Source organism: Variovorax sp. 278MFTsu5.1 (assembly GCF_048305045.1).
In the GTDB taxonomy this organism is placed as follows: domain Bacteria; phylum Pseudomonadota; class Gammaproteobacteria; order Burkholderiales; family Burkholderiaceae_C; genus Variovorax; species Variovorax guangxiensis.
The window spans coordinates 2249691-2270557 of the sequence record NZ_CP157622.1 but is presented as its reverse complement, the minus strand read 5'-3'; the positions used below and the strand labels follow the sequence as shown (position 1 = coordinate 2270557).

The following is a 20867-nucleotide window of genomic DNA, read 5'->3' as shown; positions in this document are numbered from 1 at the left end:
CGTCAGCGCGGCTGCCCGGAAGCGGCGAGCGCGGCGCGGCGCGCCGACACGCACGAGATGAACGCGGCGTGGCTCCAGGCCAGCTGCTTCGCCGAAGTCTGCTCGCCGCTGCGCTGGTCGAACTGCTCGGACAGATCGCCGCTCGCCGGCGTGTAGGCGCGCACGGTGGCGAGATAGGCGTCGCCGCGCCCGATCCACTGGTCGCGCCGGTGCTCGTCGCCGCCATGCGCCGCCGCGGCGCGGAAACAGAACTCGGCGGCGCCGAGCGTCGAGAAGTAATACGCGCCACCTGAGCAGTACACATCGCCGGCATACCTGCCCATCGCGGCGCCACGGTCCGAGGAGCGGCCATGGTTGATCGGATAGGCCGCGTCGAACAGCGCGTCGAGCCGCGCCAGCGTGGCCTGCATGCACGGATCGGCCGGGCCGTGCATGGCCCCGGTGCCGGCGCAGTGGATCGCCGAGAGGATCACCGCGATGTCCAGCGCCTTCGGGCCGGGCCCGCCGTCCGCCAGCACGCGCGAACGGTAGTAGCCATGCGTCGCGTCGCGGTCATCGACCCGATAGCCGTCGAGCAGCCGCAGCACGGCCTGCGATTCTTCACTGCAGTGCAATGCCTGAGCCGTCTCCCCCAGGCCGTCCAGCCATGCCGCGCCTTCGGCCAGTGCCGCCGCCGAGACACGCAACGTGTAGTAGTGATGGCCGCTCTCCTCCTCCCAGATGTCGAACGACGGCTCGCGCCAGTGGCGCAGCGTGAACTCGAGGTCGAAGCGGATCAGCGACGCGACCTCGGCCAGCAGGTCCGCATCGTCGAGATGCCCACCGGCCACCCAGCGCAGCAGCGCCAGCGCGCGCAGCGGCGGTCCGTCGTGCTGGGGTCGCGCCCAGCGCAGGATGTCCAGCGTGCCGTTGGGGTTCACCCGCGTCTCGGCGACGACCGCGTCGCCGTGGACGCTTGCCAGGTCATGGTCCTCGCGCAGGTACTGCAGCAGCCCGGGAGCCACGCGCGCCCTGCGGTCCGGCACGGCGGCAATCGCCCGGCCGTCGAGCCCGTTCAGGGCAAGGCTGAAGCGGGTGAAGTCGCGCAGATGCCGCAGTGCCTCGGCGCCGATGTGTCCGCCGATGTAGAGCAGCCGCAACGCGTCGATGACGACGGCCGAATCGCGGAACCAATGGAAGAAGTAGTCCGGGTCGGGGTTGTAGTCGCCGAGCACCGGCGAGGCGACGATGGCGCCGGCGACCGGCCGCACGGTCTGCCCGAAGCCCGGGCGATGCTTGACGATCGACACCGGCGAGATGCTCGACAGCATCGCGCCCGCCGAATGGCGCAGCTGCCCTTCGAGCCAGGACTCGAAGCCCGGGTCTTTTCGATTCGCCGCGCCAGGACTCACGACGCGGACGCCCCCAGATGCGGACTGCTGAAGTCCAGCCGCCGCAGCCCGGCCTGCACCTCCGGCGCGCTCATGAACAGCTTCCACAGCAGGCCCGTGCGATGGTTCTCCATCATCACGACGATGGGGCCCTGGTCGATGGCCAGGAAGGTGTCGGCGAACCAGCCGCGCGACTCGCAGAACGCATCGATGAAGCCGTAGTCCCGCCAAACGCGCGTGCCGTGCACGTCGAGGAAGTGCCGCAACACCCGCATCACCTCGGCCGGTGCATATGGCAGGCTGGCCAGCGCCGCCGTCGGCGAGATGGTGCCGTTGTCGTTGTTCGGGTCATGCGCGAGGTAGCCGTCGGGGTCGTCGCTGGCGGTCAGGCCCCAGCACGACTCGCCGTAGCCCGCGAAGCCCCGGGGGTTGGCGATGCAGTGCGCGCGGTTGACCTGCACATGGCGGGTGTTGAGGCTCCAGTAGTCGGCGTAGCGGTCCTTCAGGCCATGTGGATCCAGACCGCAGAACGAGTAGTGCGCGAAGAACAGCGGGCCGCCGTTCGGCGGGCCCAGCGGCAGCTCGATGCCGTGGTACGAGCGGCCGTTGAGGAAGTCGGGCCCCGAAGCGAAGCCGCGGTGGTAGACCCGCGGATCGATCGCGTGGCGCGGCGCCGCCGCGGCCATGAAATAGGTGATGAGGCACTCGTTCCAGCCGTGCACCTCGTGGTTCATTGCCCAGCCGTGGTTCGGGCTCCAGTGCCAGTAAAGCACGTCCCGTCCGCCCTGGGTGAACCAGTCCCACTCGACCTCGTGCCAGAGCATGTCGAAGTCGGCGCGAAGACGGCGCGCCATGGCCGTGTCGTCGTTGAAATACTGGCGCGCGCAGAGCAGGCCCATGCAGAGAAACGAGGTCTCGACCAGGTCGCCCGCGTCGTCCTTCGGGCTCATCGGGATCGTCTCGCCGCTCGCCCCGTCCATGAAGTGCGGGAAGGTGCCGTGATAGCGCCTGGCGCGCAGGAGCGCGTCTCGCATGCGGCCCAGCCGCTCCAGCGCCGCGTCGCGCGAGACCCAGCCGCGCTCCACCGCGACGATCAGCCCCATGATGCCGAAGCCCGTGCCGCCGATCGCGACGCGCTCGTCGGCCAGGTCCTCGCCCGTGGCGGCGACCAGCGTGCGGCGGTCGAGCGCAAGGCCGCTGGCGGCGTCGGCACCGTCCCAGAAATAGCGGAAGGTCTGCCGCTGCACGGCCTCGATCAAGGCCTCGTCGGGCAGCGCAGCCAGTTCCTTCGGGGTTCTCTCATCCTTCAACACGAACGGATCCTTTCGTCGTTGTCGTCTTCGGTGTGACGTTTGGTTTCACCGAATCATCGACCACACCACATGGCCGATGGCCCTGCCCCGCAGCATGCCATCATTGAGGCCCCTGGGTTCTATTCGAAATCCCTGATGAGCCGCATCGATTCCCTCATGGCCCGGATGACGCTTGCCGAAAAGCTCGGCCAGCTCACGATGACCGCCTCCAGCTACACGGTCACCGGACCGGTGCTCGCAGGAGACTCCACGCAGTCGATCATCGACGGCACCGTCGGCAACCTGCTGAACATGGTCGGGGCCGGCCCCACGCACGAGATGCAGCGGCTGGCCGTCGAGAAGTCGCGGCTGGGCATTCCGCTGCTGATCGGCCTGGACATCATCCATGGCCACCGGACGCTCTTCCCGATTCCGCTCGCGGAGGCGGGCGCCTTCGACGACGAACTCTGGGAGCGCACGGCGCGCGAGGCGGCGCGCGAAGGCGCCGCCGACGGCCTGGCGATGACCTTCGCGCCGATGCTCGACGTGTCGCGCGATCCGCGCTGGGGCCGCACCGCCGAAGGCCCGGGCGAAGACCCCTGGCTCAACGCGCGCATCGCGCAGGCAAAGGTTCGCGGTTTCCAGGGCACCGACCTGTCGTCGGCCGAAACACTGGCCGCCTGCGCGAAGCATTTCGTCGCATACGGCGGCGTCAACGCGGGGCGGGAGTACGCCGCCGTCGACATCTCCGAGCGCACCCTGCACGAAGTGCACCTGCCGGGCTTCGCGGCCGCCGTGCGCGCCGGCGTCGCGACGCTGATGCCCGCCTTCACCGATCTCAACGGCGTGCCGATGACGGCGCACGTCCCCCTGCTGCGCGACTGGCTGCGCGGCGAGATGGGCTTCGAGGGCGTGATCGTCAGCGACTACAACGCGATCGCGGAACTCATCAAGCACGGCGTCGCCGCCGATCTGGTCGATGCGGCGGTGCTGGCGCTGAAGGCCGGTGTCGACATCGACATGATGGCCGACGCGTACCGCAAGGGCCTGCCGGTAGCGCTCGAACAGGGGCGCGTGACCATCGAGGAGATCGACGCGAGCGTGCGACGCGTGCTGCGGCTGAAGGAGCAGCTCGGCCTGTTCGACGACCCCTACCGCCGTGGAGCGACACCGGAGTCCACGCAGGCTGTCGCCGAACGGCGAGCGATAGCGCGCGACGCAGCGCGCAAGGCCATCGTCATGCTCAGGAACGAGCGCGACACCCTGCCCTTGGCTGCTTCGGCGAAGACGCTGTGCGTCATCGGCCCTCTTGCCGACGCCAGCACCGAGATGAAAGGCCCGTGGTGGGGCGCCGGCGAACACGAGCCGGCGGTCACCGTGCTGGGCGGCCTTCGCGCCGCGCTGCCGCAGGCCGAGATACGCCACGCGCCGGGCGTCGCCATCGAGAGCGACGACGACAGCGGCATCGACGCTGCCGTCGCGCTGTGCGACGGCGCCGACGCCGTGCTGCTGTGCCTGGGCGAACGCGCCACGATGAGTGGCGAAGCGGCCAGCCGCGCCACGCCCGCTCTCGCCGGCCGGCAGCAGGCGCTGGCCGAAGCGGTGATGGCCCGCGCGAAGAAGCTGGGCATCCCCGTCATCGCGATCCTGTTCTCGGGCCGTCCGCTCGTCGTTCCCTGGCTGGCCGGGCACGCCGATGCACTGCTGGCCGCATGGTTCCTCGGCGTCGAAGCCGGCAATGCGATCGCCGACGTGGTCACGGGCCAGGCAAGCCCCGGCGGCCGCACGCCGATGAGCTGGCCGCGCGCCGTCGGGCAGGTGCCGGTCTTCTTCGGCCAGCGCCCTTCCGGCCGGCCGATGAACCCCGCCGACTACTTCACGAGCAAGTACCAGGACATCGACAACTCGCCGCTCTATGCCTTCGGCCACGGCCTGAGCTACGGCAAGTTCGGCTATGAGGAATTGCAGGTCGAACAGAAGCGGGTGAGCGAGCAGGACACGCTGAAGATCAGCATCGGGCTGCGCAACACCGGCGCGCGCGAGGCCGAGGAGACGGTCTTCCTGTTCGCCCGCCGCAAGGTGAGCCGGGTCACCCGGCCGCTGCTGGAGCTCAAGGGCTACGCGAAGCTGCGGCTGGCGCCCGGCGAAACCGGCTCCGTGAAACTGGAGTTGCCGACGGCCGAACTGCGCTATCCCGGTCCGGACCTGCAGCCCCTGTTCGAGGCTGGCGAGGTCGATATCCTCGTCGGGCCGAGCGCCGATGCATCGGGGCTGCTGCGCCAGACCATCGAGCTGTACTGACCCGGGCCCGGTCCGCCTTCACGCCTGCGCCTTCGTGCAGGACTTCACCGCGCGTGCTCGACGATGCACGGCAGGCCGCCGCGGGTGTGCGGGCCCACGAGCACGACAGTACGCCCCGGTAACGTAGTGTGTGGACCGGCGAAGCGCGATACACGCGCATACGCAGTGTGCGGAGACAGGGAAGAAGGCGGCGGACCATCGGCGCGCCCCGGGGCGCGGTCCCGCGTGTCGTGGGCATTTTCTTGTCCAACAGCACAGTCCACCCATGAACAACCTCCACACGCACCAGCCTTCCAGCACGAATGCGGCGAAGGCATTTCCCCTTTCCCTCAAAGGCGCTCCGGCGAAGTTCGCCGGCGCAGGCGTTCTCGCGCTCGCAGCCGCCCTGGCCACCTTCGCGGTCGCTCCCATTGCGGCGAAGGAGACCCGCGCTGCCGCGCCGGACCCGCAGGCATCGCCGATCTATGGCGTCACGCTGCCCAAGGGCTACCGGCAGTGGCAGCTGATCGCGCCCGCCATCGAGGCCGAGCCGCTGAACGAACTGCGCGTCGTGCTCGGCAACACCAAGGCGATCAAGGCCTACGACCAGGGCACGCTGCCCTTTCCCGACGGGACCGTGCTCGTCAAGCTGGCATGGAAACACGTGCAGTCGCCCGAGTTCGCGCCCGCCTCCATTCCTGGCGCGGCCACCACCGTGCAGGTGATGGTGAAGGACTCGAAGAAATACGCCGCCACCGGCGGCTGGGGCTTCGGCCGCTTCATCGACGGCAAGCCCGCGGACCTGGCGCAGCACCAGACCTGCTTCGCCTGCCACCAGTCGCTGGTGAAGAACCACGACTACGTGTTCACGCGGCTCGCGCCCTGAGAGGCCGCACGGGTCGTTTTGAAATTTATTGTTGGCGGATACGGCCCGGATACAGAGGCATACGCAAACCGCTCACGAGCCGCCTCATGCGCCGAACAATCTCTCCATCAGTTCGGAAAAGCACATGCGATCCGGCTGACAAACCCTCTTGCAAACCCTATTGCCAATTGTCATCACCCAACCGAAAGGATTCATCATGAAAGCTTCCGTCCTCCTCGCCGCCGCAGCCGTCTCTTCGTTGTTCGCCTTGGGCGCGAGCGCCGAGGAATACCAGGGCGTGCTGCAGTTCCACTCCAGCGCAAGCCGCGCCGGCGTCCGGGCCGAGGCCGTCGTCGCCTCGCACAGCGCAGACCCCTATCGCGAAGGCGCCTCGGCGGACGTCGCTCCCGCGCTGCCCACCCTGGCCAAGCGCTCGGACACCCGTGCCGAAGCCGTGGCGGCCGCCCGCGCCGGCAACCTCTATGCGGACGGTGCCGACGCCGGCGTGCCGCAGGCGTTCACCAGCACGCTCGATCGTTCGACGGTGCGCGCGCAGGCACGCGCAACGGCGGCCCACGGCGTGACCGAGGGAACGCTGTAAGCGGCCATCGATGCGCATCGCATCCGCTTCCATCGTTCCCGACGCCGGGAAATCTCGATGATCTTTTCCCGGCAGCAGCCCGCCGCCCGCTTCCCATCGAGGAAGCGCGCGGCGTGGCCGCGCCTGCCCTAGTCCATCGATCCGTCGAGCAGCCGCTCGGCTTCCTGCAGATCCGCGGTTTCGAAGCCCTCCGTGTAGTGGGCGAGCACGCCGGCCAGCAGTTCCCTTCCCTCCCGCCCGCGCCCGGCTTTTTCCCGGAGGCGAGCCAGGTCCATTGCCACACGCAGCTCCCACGAGCGTGCCCCTTGCTGCCTGCTGGCAGCCAGCGCTTCGAGCAGCGATTCTTCGGCGCTCGCCATGTCCGGCGGCACAGCACCCGAGAAAGCCCGCGCCTTCACGCGAAGAAGTTCCGGAAGGTTGTAGAGGTCTCCCTTGGCATGCACCAGCGCGAGCGTGTCGTTCATCAGCTCCAGCGCCTCGCCGTTCCTGCCGATGGCGTTCAGGCCTTCGGCGAGCGTGATGTTGAACGAGGTGGTGAGCAACTCGTAGCGTGACGCGCGCAGCTCGATCAGCGATTCCTGGATCGCCTGCACGCCCCTTGCTGCATCGCCGCGCTTCACCGCGAGTTCGCCCTTCACGCCGCGGCCCACTGCCAGGTAGGGCGTCAGGGAATGCGATTCCGCATAGGCGATGAAGCGGTCGATGTCCTGCTCGGCCCGCGCGAGGTCGCCGACCCACATGTAGACCGACACGGCCCATATCAGGGCGATGCACAGCGTCACCGGGTGGTTCAGGTGCCTGGCCTCCTCGACCGCACGCTGGGCGACGACCACGGCCTGCGTGGGATGGCCCTGCAGCCACAGGGTCCTGGCCAGCGCGATGCATGCGCGGTTGTGGAAATCGAAGCCGGCGTGGATGCTGCTGCGCTGCCGCGACACCGAGGCACCGGCGATCGCGGCCTCCAGGAAATGCCGCGCGCGAGGCTGGTCGCCCACCAGGTGGTGGCACAGGCCCACCAGCGAATTGGCGGTCGCCTGCGCCGTCGCATCGTCGATGGACGCGGCCACGTCGGCGCAGCGCCTGGCATGGCTGAGAGATTCGACGAAGTCGCCGATGCGCTCGTGGAATATCTGCAGCCGCCCCAGCAGCTCGACCTGGCTGCGGGAATCGCCGAGCTCCTCGGCCACCCGCAGGCTGCGTTCGAGCGCATGGCGCACCTCGTCGCTGTGGCCACGCGTGAACATCTGCGAGAGGCCGACGGCCGCCTGCAGATGCATCTCTGCGGCGCTGCCAGCGGAAGCCGAGCCCAGCCCGGCGAGCGCACGCTTCGACCAGTCGTGGCACTCCGCCAGCAGCGACATCGCCATGAAGGCCGGCACGGCCGCCAGCATCAGGGAAACGCCCAGCTCCCTGGCATCGGCGCGATCGAAGCACCAGGCGAGCGCAGCCCTCACGTTGCCCAGGTCCGCAAGGTCCGACGCGCGGGCAGTGTCGCGCGAGAAGGCGTCGTCCTGCGCGGCCATCTGCTCCAGCCGCTTGCGGAAGTAGATGGCGTGGCGCCGCGCCGCCGAGTCGGCCAGATCGGCGCCGGCCTTCGAATGCGCGTACGCGCGGGTGCTTTCGAGCAGCCGGTACTGGGTCGAGGCGCCGGAGCGCCGGAGGGAGAGCAGAGATTTCTCCGCGAGGCTCGCGACCGCGTCGACCACCTGCGCCTGCGTCAGCTCCTGGTCCGCTGCCACTTCGCGAGCGGCCTCCAGCGAGAAGTGGCCCACGAAGACCGACAGCCGGCACAGCACCAGGCGCTCCGGCATGTCGAGCAGTTCGTAGCTCCAGTCCAGGGTGGCCTGCAGCGTCTGGTGCCGCGGCTGCGCCGTGCGCTGCCCCAGCCACGAAAGCGCCAGGCGCTCGTCGAGCAGCGCGGCCGTCTGCTGAAGCCCGTAGGCGGCAACGCGCCGCGCCGCGAGTTCGATGGCGAGCGCGACGCCATCGAGCTTCCTGCAGATGCTCGCGATGACGGGCGCGTCCTCGTCGTTCAGGTCGGGCATCGCGCCGCTCGCGCCGGCCCGGTCGACGAACAGGCGCGTGGCGGGATACATGAGGATGTCGCGCGCGACGAGCCCGGGCTGGTCGGGCGGGTTGTCCAGCGGATCGAGCAGGTGGATGTGCTCCCCCTGCACGCGCAGCGCCTCGCGGCTCGTTGCAAGAATGTGGATGCGCGGCGCCGCCTGGAAGATGCGCTCGGCCAGCGAGGCGGCCGCAGCGATCACGTGCTCGCAGTTGTCCAGTATCAGCAGCATGCGCCTTTCGCGCAGGTAGGCGATAAGGCTGGGCACCGGGTCGGCGGAGCGCACCGACAGCCCCAGCATCGATGCGATGGCGCTGGGCACCAGGCCGGGGTCCAGCAGCATCGAAAGATCGACGAACACCACGGCCCCGCCGAACTCGCCGAGCATGTCCTGCCCGGTGCGGACCGCGACGCTGGTCTTGCCCACGCCGCCCGAGCCCACGATGGTGACGAACCTCGTGCGGGCCAGCTGGGCCGTGATCGCGGCCAGGTCCTTCGCGCGGCCGACCAGCTCCACCGGCTGCGCGGGAAGGCCGGGCTCGACGGAGCTTGCCTCGGCCTCGGGCTGCACTTCGATGGCAGCCTCCGCCGGCGTGATGCGGGCCACGAAACAGTAGCCGCGGCCGACGACGTTCGACAGGTACCGTGCGCCGTCCTGCCCGTCGCCGAGTGCCTGCCTCAGCATCGCGATCTGGTAGCGCAGGCTGCCGTCCGAAACCACCATGCCGGGCCAGGCCAGCGCCATGAGCTCCCGCTTGCTCACGATGGTGTTGGCGTTGGCGACCAGCGCGAGGAGCACATCCATCGCCCGTCCACCCAGATCCACCGGCACCCCCTCGCGCTCCAGCAGCCGCTGCGCGACGCGCAGGGTGAACGGGCCGAAGGAGACGGGACCGGCGGTCTTGAAGGAGTTGTCGTCGCTCATGGAGATGGGGGAACTGCGGCGTGCCGCGCACGCGGCGGATTGCCAGGCCGCACGCGGTCGATCCGATCGGCCCGGCGGACCCGCCGGCCGCCTCGGCAGCGCGGGCGGACGGAGCATAACCGAGGGTCGCGGCGTGCCGATTTGTATGACCGTGTGTCGGTCCGCCCCCGAGGTACCTGCGCATGCGATTCAGCCCTTTCTTCACACACGCGGGATACATCCGCCCACTTCAATGGAGGCGTTTCAACTTCACAGAGATGCCTGCATGAACAGCCTCCATCCATCCCTCTCGCGCCGCCACCTCCTGGCCACGTCGCTCGCCTTCGGCGCGGCGTCGGCAGCCACCGGCGCCTTCGCCATGCTGCGGCCGTCCGGGGCCTCCGGCCCGGACGACACCTCGGTACGGCCGTTTCGCATCAGCGTCGACCGCGAGGCGCTGGCCGATCTGCGCCGGCGGCTCGGCGCCACGCGGTGGCCGAGCGCCGAGACCGTCGCGGACGACTCGCAGGGCGTGCGGCTCGCCACCTTGCGCTCGCTGGTGCGCCACTGGTCCACCGACTACGACTGGCGCAAGGGCGAGGCGCGGCTCAACGCCATTCCGCAGTTCGTGACCACCATCGACGGCCTCGACATCCAGTTCGCGCATATCCGCTCGCGGCACGCCGACGCGATGCCGCTGGTCATGACCCACGGCTGGCCGGGCTCGATCTTCGAGCTGCTCAAGGTCGTGGGCCCGCTGACCGATCCCACTGCCCACGGTGGCCGCGCGGAGGATGCGTTCCACCTCGTGCTGCCCTCGCTGCCGGGCTTCGGCTTCTCGGGCCAGCCGCAGGCCACCGGCTGGGGCTCCGACCACATCGCGCGCGCCTGGGGCGTGCTGATGGCGCGGCTGGGCTACAGGCAGTTCGTCTCGCAGGGCGGCGACTGCGGCTCGGTCATCTCGCATCGCATGGCGATCCAGAAAGTGCCGGGCCTCATGGCCATCCACGTCAACATGCCGGGCACCGTGCCCGCCGAGATCGCATCGATCCTCGCGGCGGGCGGCCCCGCGCCCGCCGGGCTGTCGCCCAAGGAGCGCGCGGCCTTCGACAAGCTGGACGCCTTCTACAAAAACAGCTCGGGCTACTCCGCGATGATGGTCACGCGCCCGCAGACGCTGGGCTACGCGCTGGCCGACTCGCCCGTGGGCCAGGCCGCGTGGATCTACGACAAGTTCGCCACCTGGACCTACTCGGGCGGCGTGCCCGAACGGGTGCTGCCGCGCGACGAGATGCTCGACGACATCTCGCTGTACTGGCTGACCAACAGCGCGACCTCGGCCGCGCAGATCTACTGGGAAGACCACTCGAACAACTTCAATGCCGTCGACATCTCGCTGCCGGCCGCGGTGACGGTGTTCCCCGGCGAGATCTACCAGGCGCCGCGCAGCTGGGCCGAGCGCGCGTACCACGACCTGATCTACTGGAACGAGGTCGACACGGGCGGTCATTTCGCCGCGTGGGAACAGCCGGCGCTGTTCAGCCAGGAAGTGCGCGCGGCGTTCAGGTCGCTGCGCTGAGCCAGTAGAAGCACACGCCGCCGCCCCTGTCATGCGACCACGAGCGGCAGCGTGAGCCGCGCCTCGAGCCCGCCGCAGCGGCGGTTCTGCAGCTGCAGGTCGCCCTGCATCGACCGGGCCAGCCGCCTGGCGATCGCGAGGCCGAGGCCCGAGCCGGCCTTGGCCTCCGAGCCACCCTGCTGCGCGCGGACCCATGGCGCGAAAACCGCCTCCATCTGCGCAGGCCGGATGCCCGGCCCCGAGTCCACCACGGCCAGCACCAGGCTCGTGGCGTCGACGCGGGCGCTGACCCGCACGTCGCTGCCGTAGCGCAGCGCGTTGTCGATCAGGTTGGCGAGCACGCGGCGCAGCGCGAGCGGGCAGGCCATCACCGGCTGCCCGATGTGGCCGTCGACGGCGATCGCCCGGCCGGACTCGCGGTAGTCGCGCATCAGGCTGCCGAGCAGGCCGTCGGCATCGACGCGCTGCAGCGGCTCGGCCACGCTGCGCTGCAGCCGCGCGCTGGCCACGCTGGCCTCGACCAGTTCGCGCATCTGCGCCAGATCGCGTTCCATGGCTTCGCGCAGCGAGGCGTCTTCCAGCATCTCGCAGCGCAGGCCCATGCGGGTCAGCGGCGTGCGCAGGTCGTGCGCATAGGCGGCCTGCACGTCGAGATGCGCCACGTCGCGCTCGGACTGGCGGCGGCGGACGTTGTTGATCGCGCGTGCCAGCCGCACGATGGCGCTCGGGCCGCTTTCGGCGAGCTCGGGCATGCCGGCGCCGCTGCCTTGCTGCTCCAGCGTGCGAGCCAGGCGTGCCGCGCCCGCGCGGTGGTCCATCGCCTCCAGCCAGAGGAAGACGGCGAGCAGCATGAGGCCGACGAGCACCGACACGCACAGGATCCACCGCAGGCTGTCGTCGAGCGGGCAGGTCAGGGGCGACAGCGTCGCGGCATGGACGTTCTGCCCGAGCGTGGCCACCGCGAGCGCGCGCGCCGCGATCAAGGCCAGGCCGTGGGACCGGCGGCCCGGACGCCCGGAACTCGAAACGGCCCCGGCGGGCGCTGCGGATGCGCGCGGCGGATGGAAGGAACTGATGGATGCGCGGGACTTCTTCGTCATTGGTTTTCTCCTGCTGCCGGCGCACGTGCCGGCATGGGAGTGATGACATCACGCGAGGGGTCGCACAGACCATTGCATCAGCGTTTGCCGCCCCCCTACGAAGGTTTGCCCCCGTCATGCGCCGGGGTGCCGCGAAATCCGTCTCCTTGCGGGGAGTTTCAGGCCCGGCCCAGCGCGCGGCCGATCCAGGTCTCGAGCTCGGCGGCGTCGATCGGCTTCTCGATCAGGCAGAGCGCGGGGCTGGCCTCCACGCGCTCCCGCGTGCGGGCGCTGGCGAAGGCGCTGATGAAGATGACGGGCACGCCCAGGCCTTCGCGCTCCAGGCATTCGACCAGCGCGATGCCGTCCATGGCCGGCATCTGGATGTCGCAGACGAGGCAGCGCGTGCGCGCCGGAACGTCGGAGGCGAGGAAGTCGACGGCCGACTCGAACGCGCGGGCCTCCCATCCGAACGAGCGCACGAGACTGCTCGTCGCGGCACGCACGAAGGGATCGTCGTCGACGATGGAAACGAGTTCGATGGCTGAAGAGGACAAGGAGGAGGACAAGGAGGAAGCCCGTTCTCTACCCCGGGGGTTTCCGGTGAAGGCGCAGGAACATTCCCGCCCCTGCCCAGGATTGCAGGATAGCGGCGCCAGCGCGCGGCGCCATCATCCGTAGGTATGGCTTCGCCTCAGCAGGCGCCCTCCACCACACCCAGCGCCTCCATCTTGCGCACCAGCTCGGCGACCGAGCGCACGTTCATCTTGCGCATCGCCTGGCCGCGGTGGATCTTGGCCGTGATCTCCGCGATGCCCATGCGATCGGCGATCTGCTTGTTCATCAGGCCGCCGGCCACGTGCTGCACCACCTCGCACTCGCGCGGCGTGAGCGAATCCCAGCAGGCGCGCGCCGCCTGCAGCAGCCGCGCGCTCTCCAGGCGCCGCGCATCGCGCTCCAGCGCGGCGATGACCGCGTCGATCATGTCCTGGTCGCGGAAAGGCTTCGCCAGGAAGTCCACCGCCCCGGCCTTCATCGCCTTCACGGTCATGGCGATGTCGCCGTGGCCGGTCATGAACACGATCGGCATGTGGGGCTCGCCGCGCTCCAGCAGGGCCTGCTGGAAGGCCAGGCCGCTCTGGCCGCGCAGGCGCACGTCCAGCACCAGGCAGGAGGGCCCGCCGGAGCGCGGCGCGGCGAGGAACTCCTCGGTCGTGGCGAAGGCGTGCACCGCCAGGTCGATGGAGCGCAGCAGGCTGCACAGCGCATTGCGCACGAGCTCGTCGTCATCGACGATGAACACGCAGCGAGGAGTTGCCGGAGTCGGATCGGAAGGAGGCATGGACAGAGACGTTGTTGAAGGCTTCGGGGCGACAGCCCTTTCAGCGGCGGCCGGTACCCGGAAGCGGCAGGCTGAAGACGGCGCGCATGCCCGTGGGCTCGCGCTGCTGCAGCTCCAGAGTGCCGCCGTGCGCGTCGAGGATCGACTTGCAGATCGCCAGCCCCATGCCCATGCCGTTGGACTTGGTGGTGAACAGCGGCTTGAGCAGATGCTGCGCCGCCTCGGGGCCGACGCCCGGTCCGGCGTCTTCCACCACGATGCTCACATGCCCGCCGTCGTGCACGCAGGCCATCGACAGCGGCCGCGGGCCGGGCGGCAGGCCAGCCATCGACTCGGCGCCGTTCATCAGCAGGTTGACCGCCACCTGCTGCAGTTGCACGCGGTCGCCATGCACGGCCAGCGGTGCCTCCAGGCCCTTCGTCTCCAGCGTGACGCCCATGGTGTCGAGCGCGCCGGCGACCAGCGTGGCCGCCTCGCTCAGGGCTTCGCCGAGATCGAAGGCGGCGAACTGCGGCTCCGCGTTGCGCGCCTTGGCGCGAAGGCCCTGGATGATGGTGCGCGCGCGCAGCGCGCTCCTGCTGATGTGCGTGAGCATCTCGCGGGCCTCGCCGATGTCGGGCGGGCTGCGGTCCAGCCAGCGCAGCGCGGCGCTGGCCGAGGTGTCGACCGCGGCGATCGGCTGGCCCACCTCGTGCACGATGGAAGCCACCAGCTCGCCCATCGCCTTCAGGCGGGTCGCGCGCTCGAGCTCGGTGAGCGTGCTGCGCAGTTGCTCCTCGGCCCGCGCGCGCTGCTGGTTCTGGTCGATCAGTTCCTCGTACAGCCGCGCGTTCTCCAGCGCGAAGGCCGCCTGCGAGGCGATCACCTCCAGCACCTCGGCCTTGGCGGGCGTGAACACGTGGGAGGCCAGGTTGTTCTCCAGATAGAGCACGCCCACGAGCATGGCGTGGCGCATCAGCGGCACGCACAGGATCGAGCGCGGACGCCGGCGTCGGATGTAGTCGTCCTGCGCAAGCGAGGCGCTCTCGCGCGCGTCGTCCACCACGATGTGCTGCTGGGTGCGCGCCACCGCCTGGACGATGGAGACAGGCAGTGCCCCGGCATCGAAGGCAACGCCCTCCTGCGCGAGCACGACGGCGCCGTCGTGCACCCGCGCCTGGGCACGAACCTGCCACACCTCCTGCCGGAATAGCGCCAGCGTGCCGGACTCCGCACCGGCGTTCTCGAGCGCGGTGCGAAGCAGCGTCTCGACCAGCCGCACCGGAACGATCTCGCCGGCCAGCGCCGTGGAGATGCGCAGGACGGCCTGCGCATCGAGCCCCTGCATCCGCCGCGTGTTCGGCGCCGGGTCCTCGATCTCGAAGAGACCCGGGTGCGAAGCCTGCAGCTGGCGCACCTTGGCCGTGGCGCCCCAGCGCTGCCATGCGCCGCGTGCGTGGCGCAGGTTGCCGTGCGCCGACAGGTCGTCGCCGCGTCCGGCATGGAAGGCCGCGGCAAGCTCGGCCGCCAGCGCCTCGACCTGGGTGAAGCCGTGGCGCCGCGCGTGCGACACCGCCCGCGCATAGGCCTGCACGGCGGCGAGCGGATCGCCGTCGATGCGGCACATCTCCGCGCGCACCAGCTGGAAGCGGGCCAGGAAGTTGGCCGGGCAGGCCTGGCTCCAGGCCTGCAGCTGCTTCACGTCACGCTGCAGCGCCGCCTGCTGGGACGCATCGCGCGCGGGAAGCGCGAGCAAGGCCAGCGCACCGTAGAACGGCAGGTCGCCGCTCTCGGCGAAGGTCCGGCCCGACGAGGCGCAGGCCTCGGCCCGATGGCGCGCCTCGATCGCTTCGGCGAGCCTGCCGCCGAGGAACGCCGCCTGCAGCCTGTAGACCCAGCAGGCGAAATCGACGAGCGTGGCGGGTTGGCCTTCCCGCGGCGGGCTCGGCTGCTCGTCGGCATCGCCGGCGGTGCCGTCCTGCAGCTGCGCCAGCAGCACCTTCTGGGCCAGCAGCGCCTCGATCACGAGCTGGAAATTCGCGTCGCGTGCAACGGCCAGCCCGCGCTCGACCGTATCCCGCACGTCGCCGAGGTACTCGCCCGCGAAGAGCATTCCCGTCGCCTGGTTGCGCCCGCAGTAGATCGCGAAGGTGTGGTCGCCGCTCGCAACCGCCACGTCGTAGGCGCGCCGGATGTAGTCGCGCGCCGCGCGCGCCGGCTGCGTCCACGGGACCACCATGGTGCCGAAGGTCATGTAGACCCGGCCCCGGTATTGGGCGAGCCCGCGCTCGTCGACCAGGTGCAGCGCGAGCGCGCCGAACTCCCGCGCGGCGGCGTAGTTGCCGTAGCGCACGCCGAAGACCTGCGTCATGCAGACGTAGCCGTCAGCCGACGCGTCGGAATGGCCCTGCGCGATGTTGAGGCCGATCATGCGCAAGAGGATCAGGTCGACCAGGTCCTGGTCGGTGTAGAGCGCCGGCGAGATGAGGTCCGCGAAGATGTCGGTGATCGCCCGGCGCAGCGGGTCGGCCACGACGGGCAGCCGGCGCAGCGCCCCGATGCCGTGCTGGTCGATCCATGCCTGCAGCACCGCGTGCTCCCGGTCGACGGCCGCGGCGTCGGGCCGCCTCGGCATGTCGATGCCCGACTTGCGCAGGAAGGCCAGCCCCACGTCCAGCGCGCGGTCGAAGTTGCCGAGCGTGGTGTACAGCGCCGCGCGCAGGCGCGCCAGATCGGCGCCGAAGATGCCGTCTCCCGCGATCTCCTCTAGGGCCGCCAGGCGGGCTTCGGCGGCCTCGAGCGCCCCGGTCATGAACTCGGCCTCGCCGCAGAGCGCGCGCGCATGCAGGCCGTCCTCGCTGGTGTCGTCCTCGCCGAGGAAGGCGAGCGCGGCGCGGAAGAAGCCGAGTGCCGAATGGTGGGCGGTCGCGGCCTTCGCCTGGCGGCCGGCCTCCAGGTTGAGCCGCGCGAACTCGCGCCGCTCCTGCGGTGCCTCGACGGCCAGGCGTGCAAGGCTGGCCTGCGCGGCGAGCGAGAACACCCGCGCGGGATCGGGCGCCTGCCGCAACTGGCGCCGCACGATCCGCAGGTGCATGCGCGGCCGCTCCGCCGGCGGGATCGAGCCGTAGGCGGCCTCGCGGATGCGGTCATGCCAGAAGACCCAGTCCTCGCCGTCGCGCTGGATGCTGCCTGCCTCGCGCGCATCGTCGAGCGCCGCCTGCAGGCGCCTGGCCGCTTCGGTGCCGGGCTGCACGCCCATCGCGAGCGCGAGCGCATCGCCCGAGCTCCGGTGGCCGAGGCAGGCCATCACGCGCAGGACGGCCTGCGCCGCCGCGGGCAGTTGCTCGAAACGGCGCGCCATCAGGTCGCCGACGGTGTCGGCACCGGGGTGGGAAGCGAGCTGTTCGAGGCTCCAGCGCCACGAGGCGGTCTCGGCGTCGTAGGCGAGCAGTCCGTCGTCGGCCAGCAGATGGAGAAGGTGCCGGGCGAAGAGCGGATTGCGCTGCGTCTTCCGGCCGATGAGCTCGGCGAGCTCGCCGACGGCGCTCGCGTCCTGCTGCAGCGTGAGCGCGATCATCTCGCGCAAGGCGTTCTCGTCCAGCGGGCCGAGCTCGATGCGCAGGGCCTGCGGCACCTCGGCGAGCCGGCCGGCGCGCAGCGGATGATCGGCATCCACTCCGCTGTCGCGGAAGGTTCCGACGAGCAGCAGCGCGGCATCGTCGTGCTGATGCAGAAGTCGCTCGATCACCTGCAGGGTTTCGACATCGGCCCATTGCAGGTCGTCGAGCAGCATCACGAGCGGACGCGCGGGCACGGCGAAACAGGCGATGAGCCGCGCCATGCCCTGCAGCACGCGCTCGCGCTCGAGCGCGGGGGCCGCCTCCGGAGCGGCGGGCACGGGCTGCCCGGACTGCAGGCCGAGGATGACGCCGAGCGCCGGCAGCAGGCCCGCCAGGGTCCGCTCCACCGGCTTCGCGGCGGCCGCGATGCGGTTGCGCCAGACCGCGAATTCCTCGTTGGCGCAGCCGACCACGTGCTGAAGCAGCGGATCGAGCACCTCCACCAGCAGCGCATACGGCTTGCCGCGGCGCCCTTCCTCGCTCTTGGCCGCGGCCAGCAGCGGTGCGCCCGAGCGCTGCATGCGCGCCACGGCCTCGCGCAGCAGCGTCGACTTGCCGATGCCCGAGGGGCCCGAGACCCAGGCCGCGCGCATGCGGGCGCTGTCCGCGACCTCGCGGTAGAGCGCGAACAGTGCCTGCAGTTCTGCGTCGCGTCCCAGCACGAGGCCCGCGCCGCCGGGCTTGCGCAGGGCCGAATGGGCATCCAGCGCGAACAGGGGAATGCGCCCGTGCTGGCGCAGCAGGGTCTCGCAGCGCCGCAGGTCCGCCAGCACGCCGGCGGCGTCCGTGTACCGGTGTTCGGGCGCCTTCTCCAGCAGCTTCATGACCAGCAGCGAGAGCTGGGGCGGAAGCTGCGGCACCAGCTCTGCGGGCGCGCGGGCGATCCGGCTCGCGTGGGCGTGCACGCGCGCGGCGGCATCGGCGCCCTCGAAGGGAAGCCTGCCGGTCATCAGCTCGTAGAGGATGCAGCCGAGCGCGTAGAGGTCGGCGCGCGCATCCACGCGCAGGTTCATTCGTGCGCCGAGTTCCGGCGCCATGTAGTTGAAGCTGTCCTCATCCCAGGAAAGCTGGTCGTCGCCCGCAGCCTTGCTGTCAGCGTCGCCGATGGCGGCGGCCTGGCCGAAGCCGGTGAGACAGGCCCGCCCGTCGTCGCCGAGCAGCATGCGATCGGGCGTGAGCGCGCGATGCAGCACGCCGGCCTCGTGCATCGCGCCTACGGCGGTGGCGAGGCGCAGCGCGAGCGCGAGGAAGGCGCCCACGTCGGAGCAAGGAGCGCCACCGCGGCGAAGCGGCTCGCCGCCGGGGTCCTTCAGGATCAGCAGGAAGCTCTCGCCATGCGGCACCAGCGCGACCGGCACGGCGGCCCATTCGTCGCGAAGCATGTGGCGCAGCGCGTACTCCCGTTGAAGCAGCGCGGCGGTGGCCGGCGTGGTCTGGCCGCGCCCGGCCACGAGCGAAGAAGCCACGCCGTGCGCGCGTGCGCGCTCCAGGCGCGGCGTGCCCGCGCCGAGTTCGCGAAAGTCCCGGTACCGCACCGACGAGGCCCCGTGCTGCGCGACAACGGGGGCGTCCGGCACGGCTGCGTCCGCCTCTTCGGGTCCGCTGAGTTCCTGGTGTTGCTGCATGGATGTGGGCCTCTTGCGGCCGCTCGGGCCGCGGAATGCGTGGGGCGCGGGCACAGCCCGCCATTGCTCGTTTTTCTCTCCCCGTCTTCGGGCGCATTCGTGCGCGGATGCCATTGGAACCTCGCCGGTCGCGAGATTGGCGCTGCGTGCGTTGGCTGGTGTTAGGCGTTGTTAGGCGCGGGCATGCGCCGCCCCGAACCGGGGTGTACCGGCGCTGTTCCGGCCACCCGGCTTGAAAAGTAATGTCACTGCACGCGCCCCGGACACAGAGGCATACAGACCGGGCCGTACTTGCCCCGCATCGCCCATAGATTCAGCGCCGTCGGCACCGGGCCGATCCTGTTTCACCCAAGTCCAAAAGGAAGAATCGTCATGAAGAAGTTCTCTCGCCGTCTCGCCGCGACCCTGATGGCCCAGGCGCTCGGCCTGGCGGCGCTGGCGCCCCTGCACTCGTTCGCGCAGCCGGCGGATGCGGCGCCCGCCCCCAGGCCCACGATCGTGCTCGTGCACGGCGCCTTCGCCGACTCATCGAGCTGGGACGGCGTGGTGCAGCGCCTGCAGGCACGGCACTACGCCGTGATCTCCGCCGCCAATCCGCTGCGCGGGCCTTCGTTCGACGCGGCCTACGTCGCCAGCGTCGTCGACTCGGTCAAGGGGCCGGTCGTGCTCGTCGGGCATTCGTACGGCGGCTCGGTCATCTCGTCGGCCGCAAACGGCAAGGCGAACGTGAAGGCGCTGGTCTATGTGGCGGCCTTCGCGCCCGAGGCGGGCGAAACGGCGCTCGGCCTCACGGGCAAGTTCCCCGGCAGCACGCTCGGGCCCACGCTGGCACCGGCGGTGCCGCTCGCCGACGGCGGCAAGGACCTCTACATCCAGCAGGACAAGTTTCCCGCGCAGTTCGCGGCCGACGTTCCGCTGGCCAAGGCGCGCCTGATGGCCGTGGGCCAGCGCCCCATCGCCGAGGCGGCGCTGAACGAGGCGGCGCAGGCTCCGGCGTGGAAGTCGGTGCCGTCATGGTTCGTGTACGGCGATCGCGACAAGAACATTCCGCCGGCTGCGCTGGCCTTCATGGCGCAGCGCGCCAACGCGCGCAAGACGGTGGTGGTCAAGGGCGCCTCGCACGTCGTGATGACCTCCCAGCCCGAGGCGGTCACCAGGGTGATCGTCGAGGCGGCCGGGCACTGAGCATCGGCCTGGCGTTTCCGGTCTCGGGGATCTACTGCGGCAGGTCTCCGGCCGGGCGCTCCAGCCACTTCATGGACAGCCGGTCGAGTTCGCCGCTCTTCTTCGCCTCGTCGATGATGGCGTTGACCTTCTGGCGCAACGCGTCCTCTCCCTTGGCCACGCCGATGTAATTGGGGCTCTCCTTCAGCAACAGCTTGTAGGTGGTGCCCAGCGCGGGGTTGCCGACCATGATGGTGTTTGCGACCGATGCCCCCGTGGCGATCAGCTGCACCTGCCCGGAAACGAAGGCCGAGACGGTGCGGGTGTTGTCGTCGAAGCGGCGGATGTCGGTGCCCGAAGGCGCGACCTTGTTGAGCTCCTGGTCCTCGACCGAGCCGCGCGTGACCGCGATCGACTTGCCGGACAGGTCGGCGAAGCTCCTGATGTTCACGGTCTTCGCGCCGAAGATGGCTTGATAGAACGGCGAGTACGCAGCGGTGAAGTCGATCTGCTTCTCGCGGTCCGGGTTCTTGCCCAGGGTGGCGATGACCAGCGCGGCCTTCTTCTTCTGCAGGGTCGGAATGCGGTTGGCGCTGGTCACGGGGATCAGGTCGACCTCCACGCCGAGCTTCGCGCCGATATAGTTGGCCATGTCGATGTCCAGGCCATGCATCTTGAAGTCGCGGTCCATCGAGCCGTAGGGCGGGAAATCGGGAGGAACCGCGATCGCGATCTTCCTGTTCTTGAGGATGGTGTCCAGCGCGCTCTGCGCATGAACCGCCCCGGTTGCCATGAGGCCGCTGAGCGCCAGCCCCAGAACGAATTGCAATCTGCCGAATTTCATGATGCCTGAACGATGACGAGTGGTTGTGGGTTTGATGTCGGGCGCGCGGCCGGGCCCGGCCGCGCCCGCACCAAGCCGCACGAACCGTGCCAGTGGTATACAAGACTCATGCACCCGATCAGAACGACAAAGGTGGTGCGCAACCCGCGAAGCAGCCCCGATTCAGGGATCGGAGCCCCACATTGGGGACGCTCCCGCATCCCATGTTCTGGCGATGAAGACATGCGGCAAACCCGTAGGCTCGGGAAGCCACGGGGC

At 70.1% G+C, this 20867-nt stretch carries 13 protein-coding genes; 5 read left to right on the top strand and 8 right to left on the bottom strand.

Features of this window, described 5'->3' with window-relative positions:
• Nucleotides 1-2 precede the first annotated feature (2 nt).
• Nucleotides 3-1391 (bottom strand): glycoside hydrolase family 15 protein, encoded by a 1389-nt coding sequence (locus ABL844_RS10175; RefSeq protein WP_418131166.1) that lies wholly within the window; start codon nt 1389-1391, stop codon nt 3-5.
• Nucleotides 1388-2683: a glucoamylase family protein gene (locus tag ABL844_RS10170; RefSeq protein ID WP_369658873.1), complete on the bottom strand. Its 1296-nt coding sequence runs from the start codon at nt 2681-2683 to the stop codon at nt 1388-1390. The genes ABL844_RS10175 and ABL844_RS10170 overlap by 4 nt, the downstream gene beginning before the upstream one ends.
• A gap of 135 nt (nt 2684-2818) precedes the next feature.
• On the opposite strand from ABL844_RS10170, the gene ABL844_RS10165 reads away from it, so the two are divergent.
• The 3 genes from ABL844_RS10165 (at nt 2819) to ABL844_RS10155 (ending at nt 6408) form a co-directional block, all read left to right on the top strand.
• Nucleotides 2819-4963 (top strand): glycoside hydrolase family 3 N-terminal domain-containing protein, encoded by a 2145-nt coding sequence (locus ABL844_RS10165; RefSeq protein WP_418131165.1) that lies wholly within the window; start codon nt 2819-2821, stop codon nt 4961-4963.
• 265 nt (nt 4964-5228) lie between these two features.
• Nucleotides 5229-5828 (top strand): cytochrome P460 family protein, encoded by a 600-nt coding sequence (locus ABL844_RS10160; RefSeq protein ID WP_221297388.1) that lies wholly within the window; start codon nt 5229-5231, stop codon nt 5826-5828.
• Between the two features lie 196 nt (nt 5829-6024).
• The gene (locus tag ABL844_RS10155) at nt 6025-6408 is read left to right on the top strand and encodes a helicase SNF2 (protein WP_369658876.1); all 384 of its coding nucleotides are present in this window, start codon (nt 6025-6027) and stop codon (nt 6406-6408) included.
• Nucleotides 6409-6536: 128 nt separating this feature from the next.
• On the opposite strand, the gene ABL844_RS10150 is transcribed toward ABL844_RS10155, so the two are convergent.
• Nucleotides 6537-9398 carry an ATP-binding protein gene (locus tag ABL844_RS10150; RefSeq protein WP_418131164.1) on the bottom strand — a complete coding sequence of 954 codons (2862 nt, stop codon included), beginning with the start codon at nt 9396-9398 and terminating at the stop codon, nt 6537-6539.
• Between the two features lie 265 nt (nt 9399-9663).
• Between ABL844_RS10150 and ABL844_RS10145 the strand changes: the two genes are divergently transcribed.
• On the top strand, nt 9664-10956 hold the full coding sequence (locus ABL844_RS10145) for an epoxide hydrolase family protein (protein ID WP_418131163.1): 1293 nt from the start codon (nt 9664-9666) through the stop codon (nt 10954-10956).
• Between the two features lie 29 nt (nt 10957-10985).
• Here ABL844_RS10145 and ABL844_RS10140 read toward each other — a convergent pair whose 3' ends face one another.
• The 4 genes from ABL844_RS10140 to ABL844_RS10125 form a co-directional block, all read right to left on the bottom strand.
• Nucleotides 10986-12056: an ATP-binding protein gene (locus ABL844_RS10140; protein WP_184636026.1), complete on the bottom strand. Its 1071-nt coding sequence runs from the start codon at nt 12054-12056 to the stop codon at nt 10986-10988.
• 158 nt (nt 12057-12214) lie between these two features.
• Nucleotides 12215-12592, bottom strand: a complete 378-nt coding sequence (locus ABL844_RS10135; protein WP_418131162.1) for a response regulator transcription factor — start codon at nt 12590-12592, stop codon at nt 12215-12217.
• Between the two features lie 137 nt (nt 12593-12729).
• Nucleotides 12730-13377 (bottom strand): response regulator transcription factor, encoded by a 648-nt coding sequence (locus ABL844_RS10130; protein ID WP_184636022.1) that lies wholly within the window; start codon nt 13375-13377, stop codon nt 12730-12732.
• A 40-nt stretch (nt 13378-13417) separates the two neighbouring features.
• Nucleotides 13418-18601, bottom strand: a complete 5184-nt coding sequence (locus ABL844_RS10125) for a trifunctional serine/threonine-protein kinase/ATP-binding protein/sensor histidine kinase (RefSeq protein ID WP_418131161.1) — start codon at nt 18599-18601, stop codon at nt 13418-13420.
• Between the two features lie 372 nt (nt 18602-18973).
• Here ABL844_RS10125 and ABL844_RS10120 point away from each other — a divergent pair, with 372 nt between their 5' ends.
• Nucleotides 18974-19786: an alpha/beta fold hydrolase gene (locus ABL844_RS10120; protein WP_418131160.1), complete on the top strand. Its 813-nt coding sequence runs from the start codon at nt 18974-18976 to the stop codon at nt 19784-19786.
• A 31-nt stretch (nt 19787-19817) separates the two neighbouring features.
• Here the strand turns inward: ABL844_RS10120 and ABL844_RS10115 are convergent, their stop codons facing one another.
• Complete coding sequence (locus tag ABL844_RS10115) at nt 19818-20609, bottom strand: transporter substrate-binding domain-containing protein (RefSeq protein WP_126024634.1); 792 nt, start codon at nt 20607-20609, stop codon at nt 19818-19820.
• Nucleotides 20610-20867 lie beyond the last annotated feature (258 nt).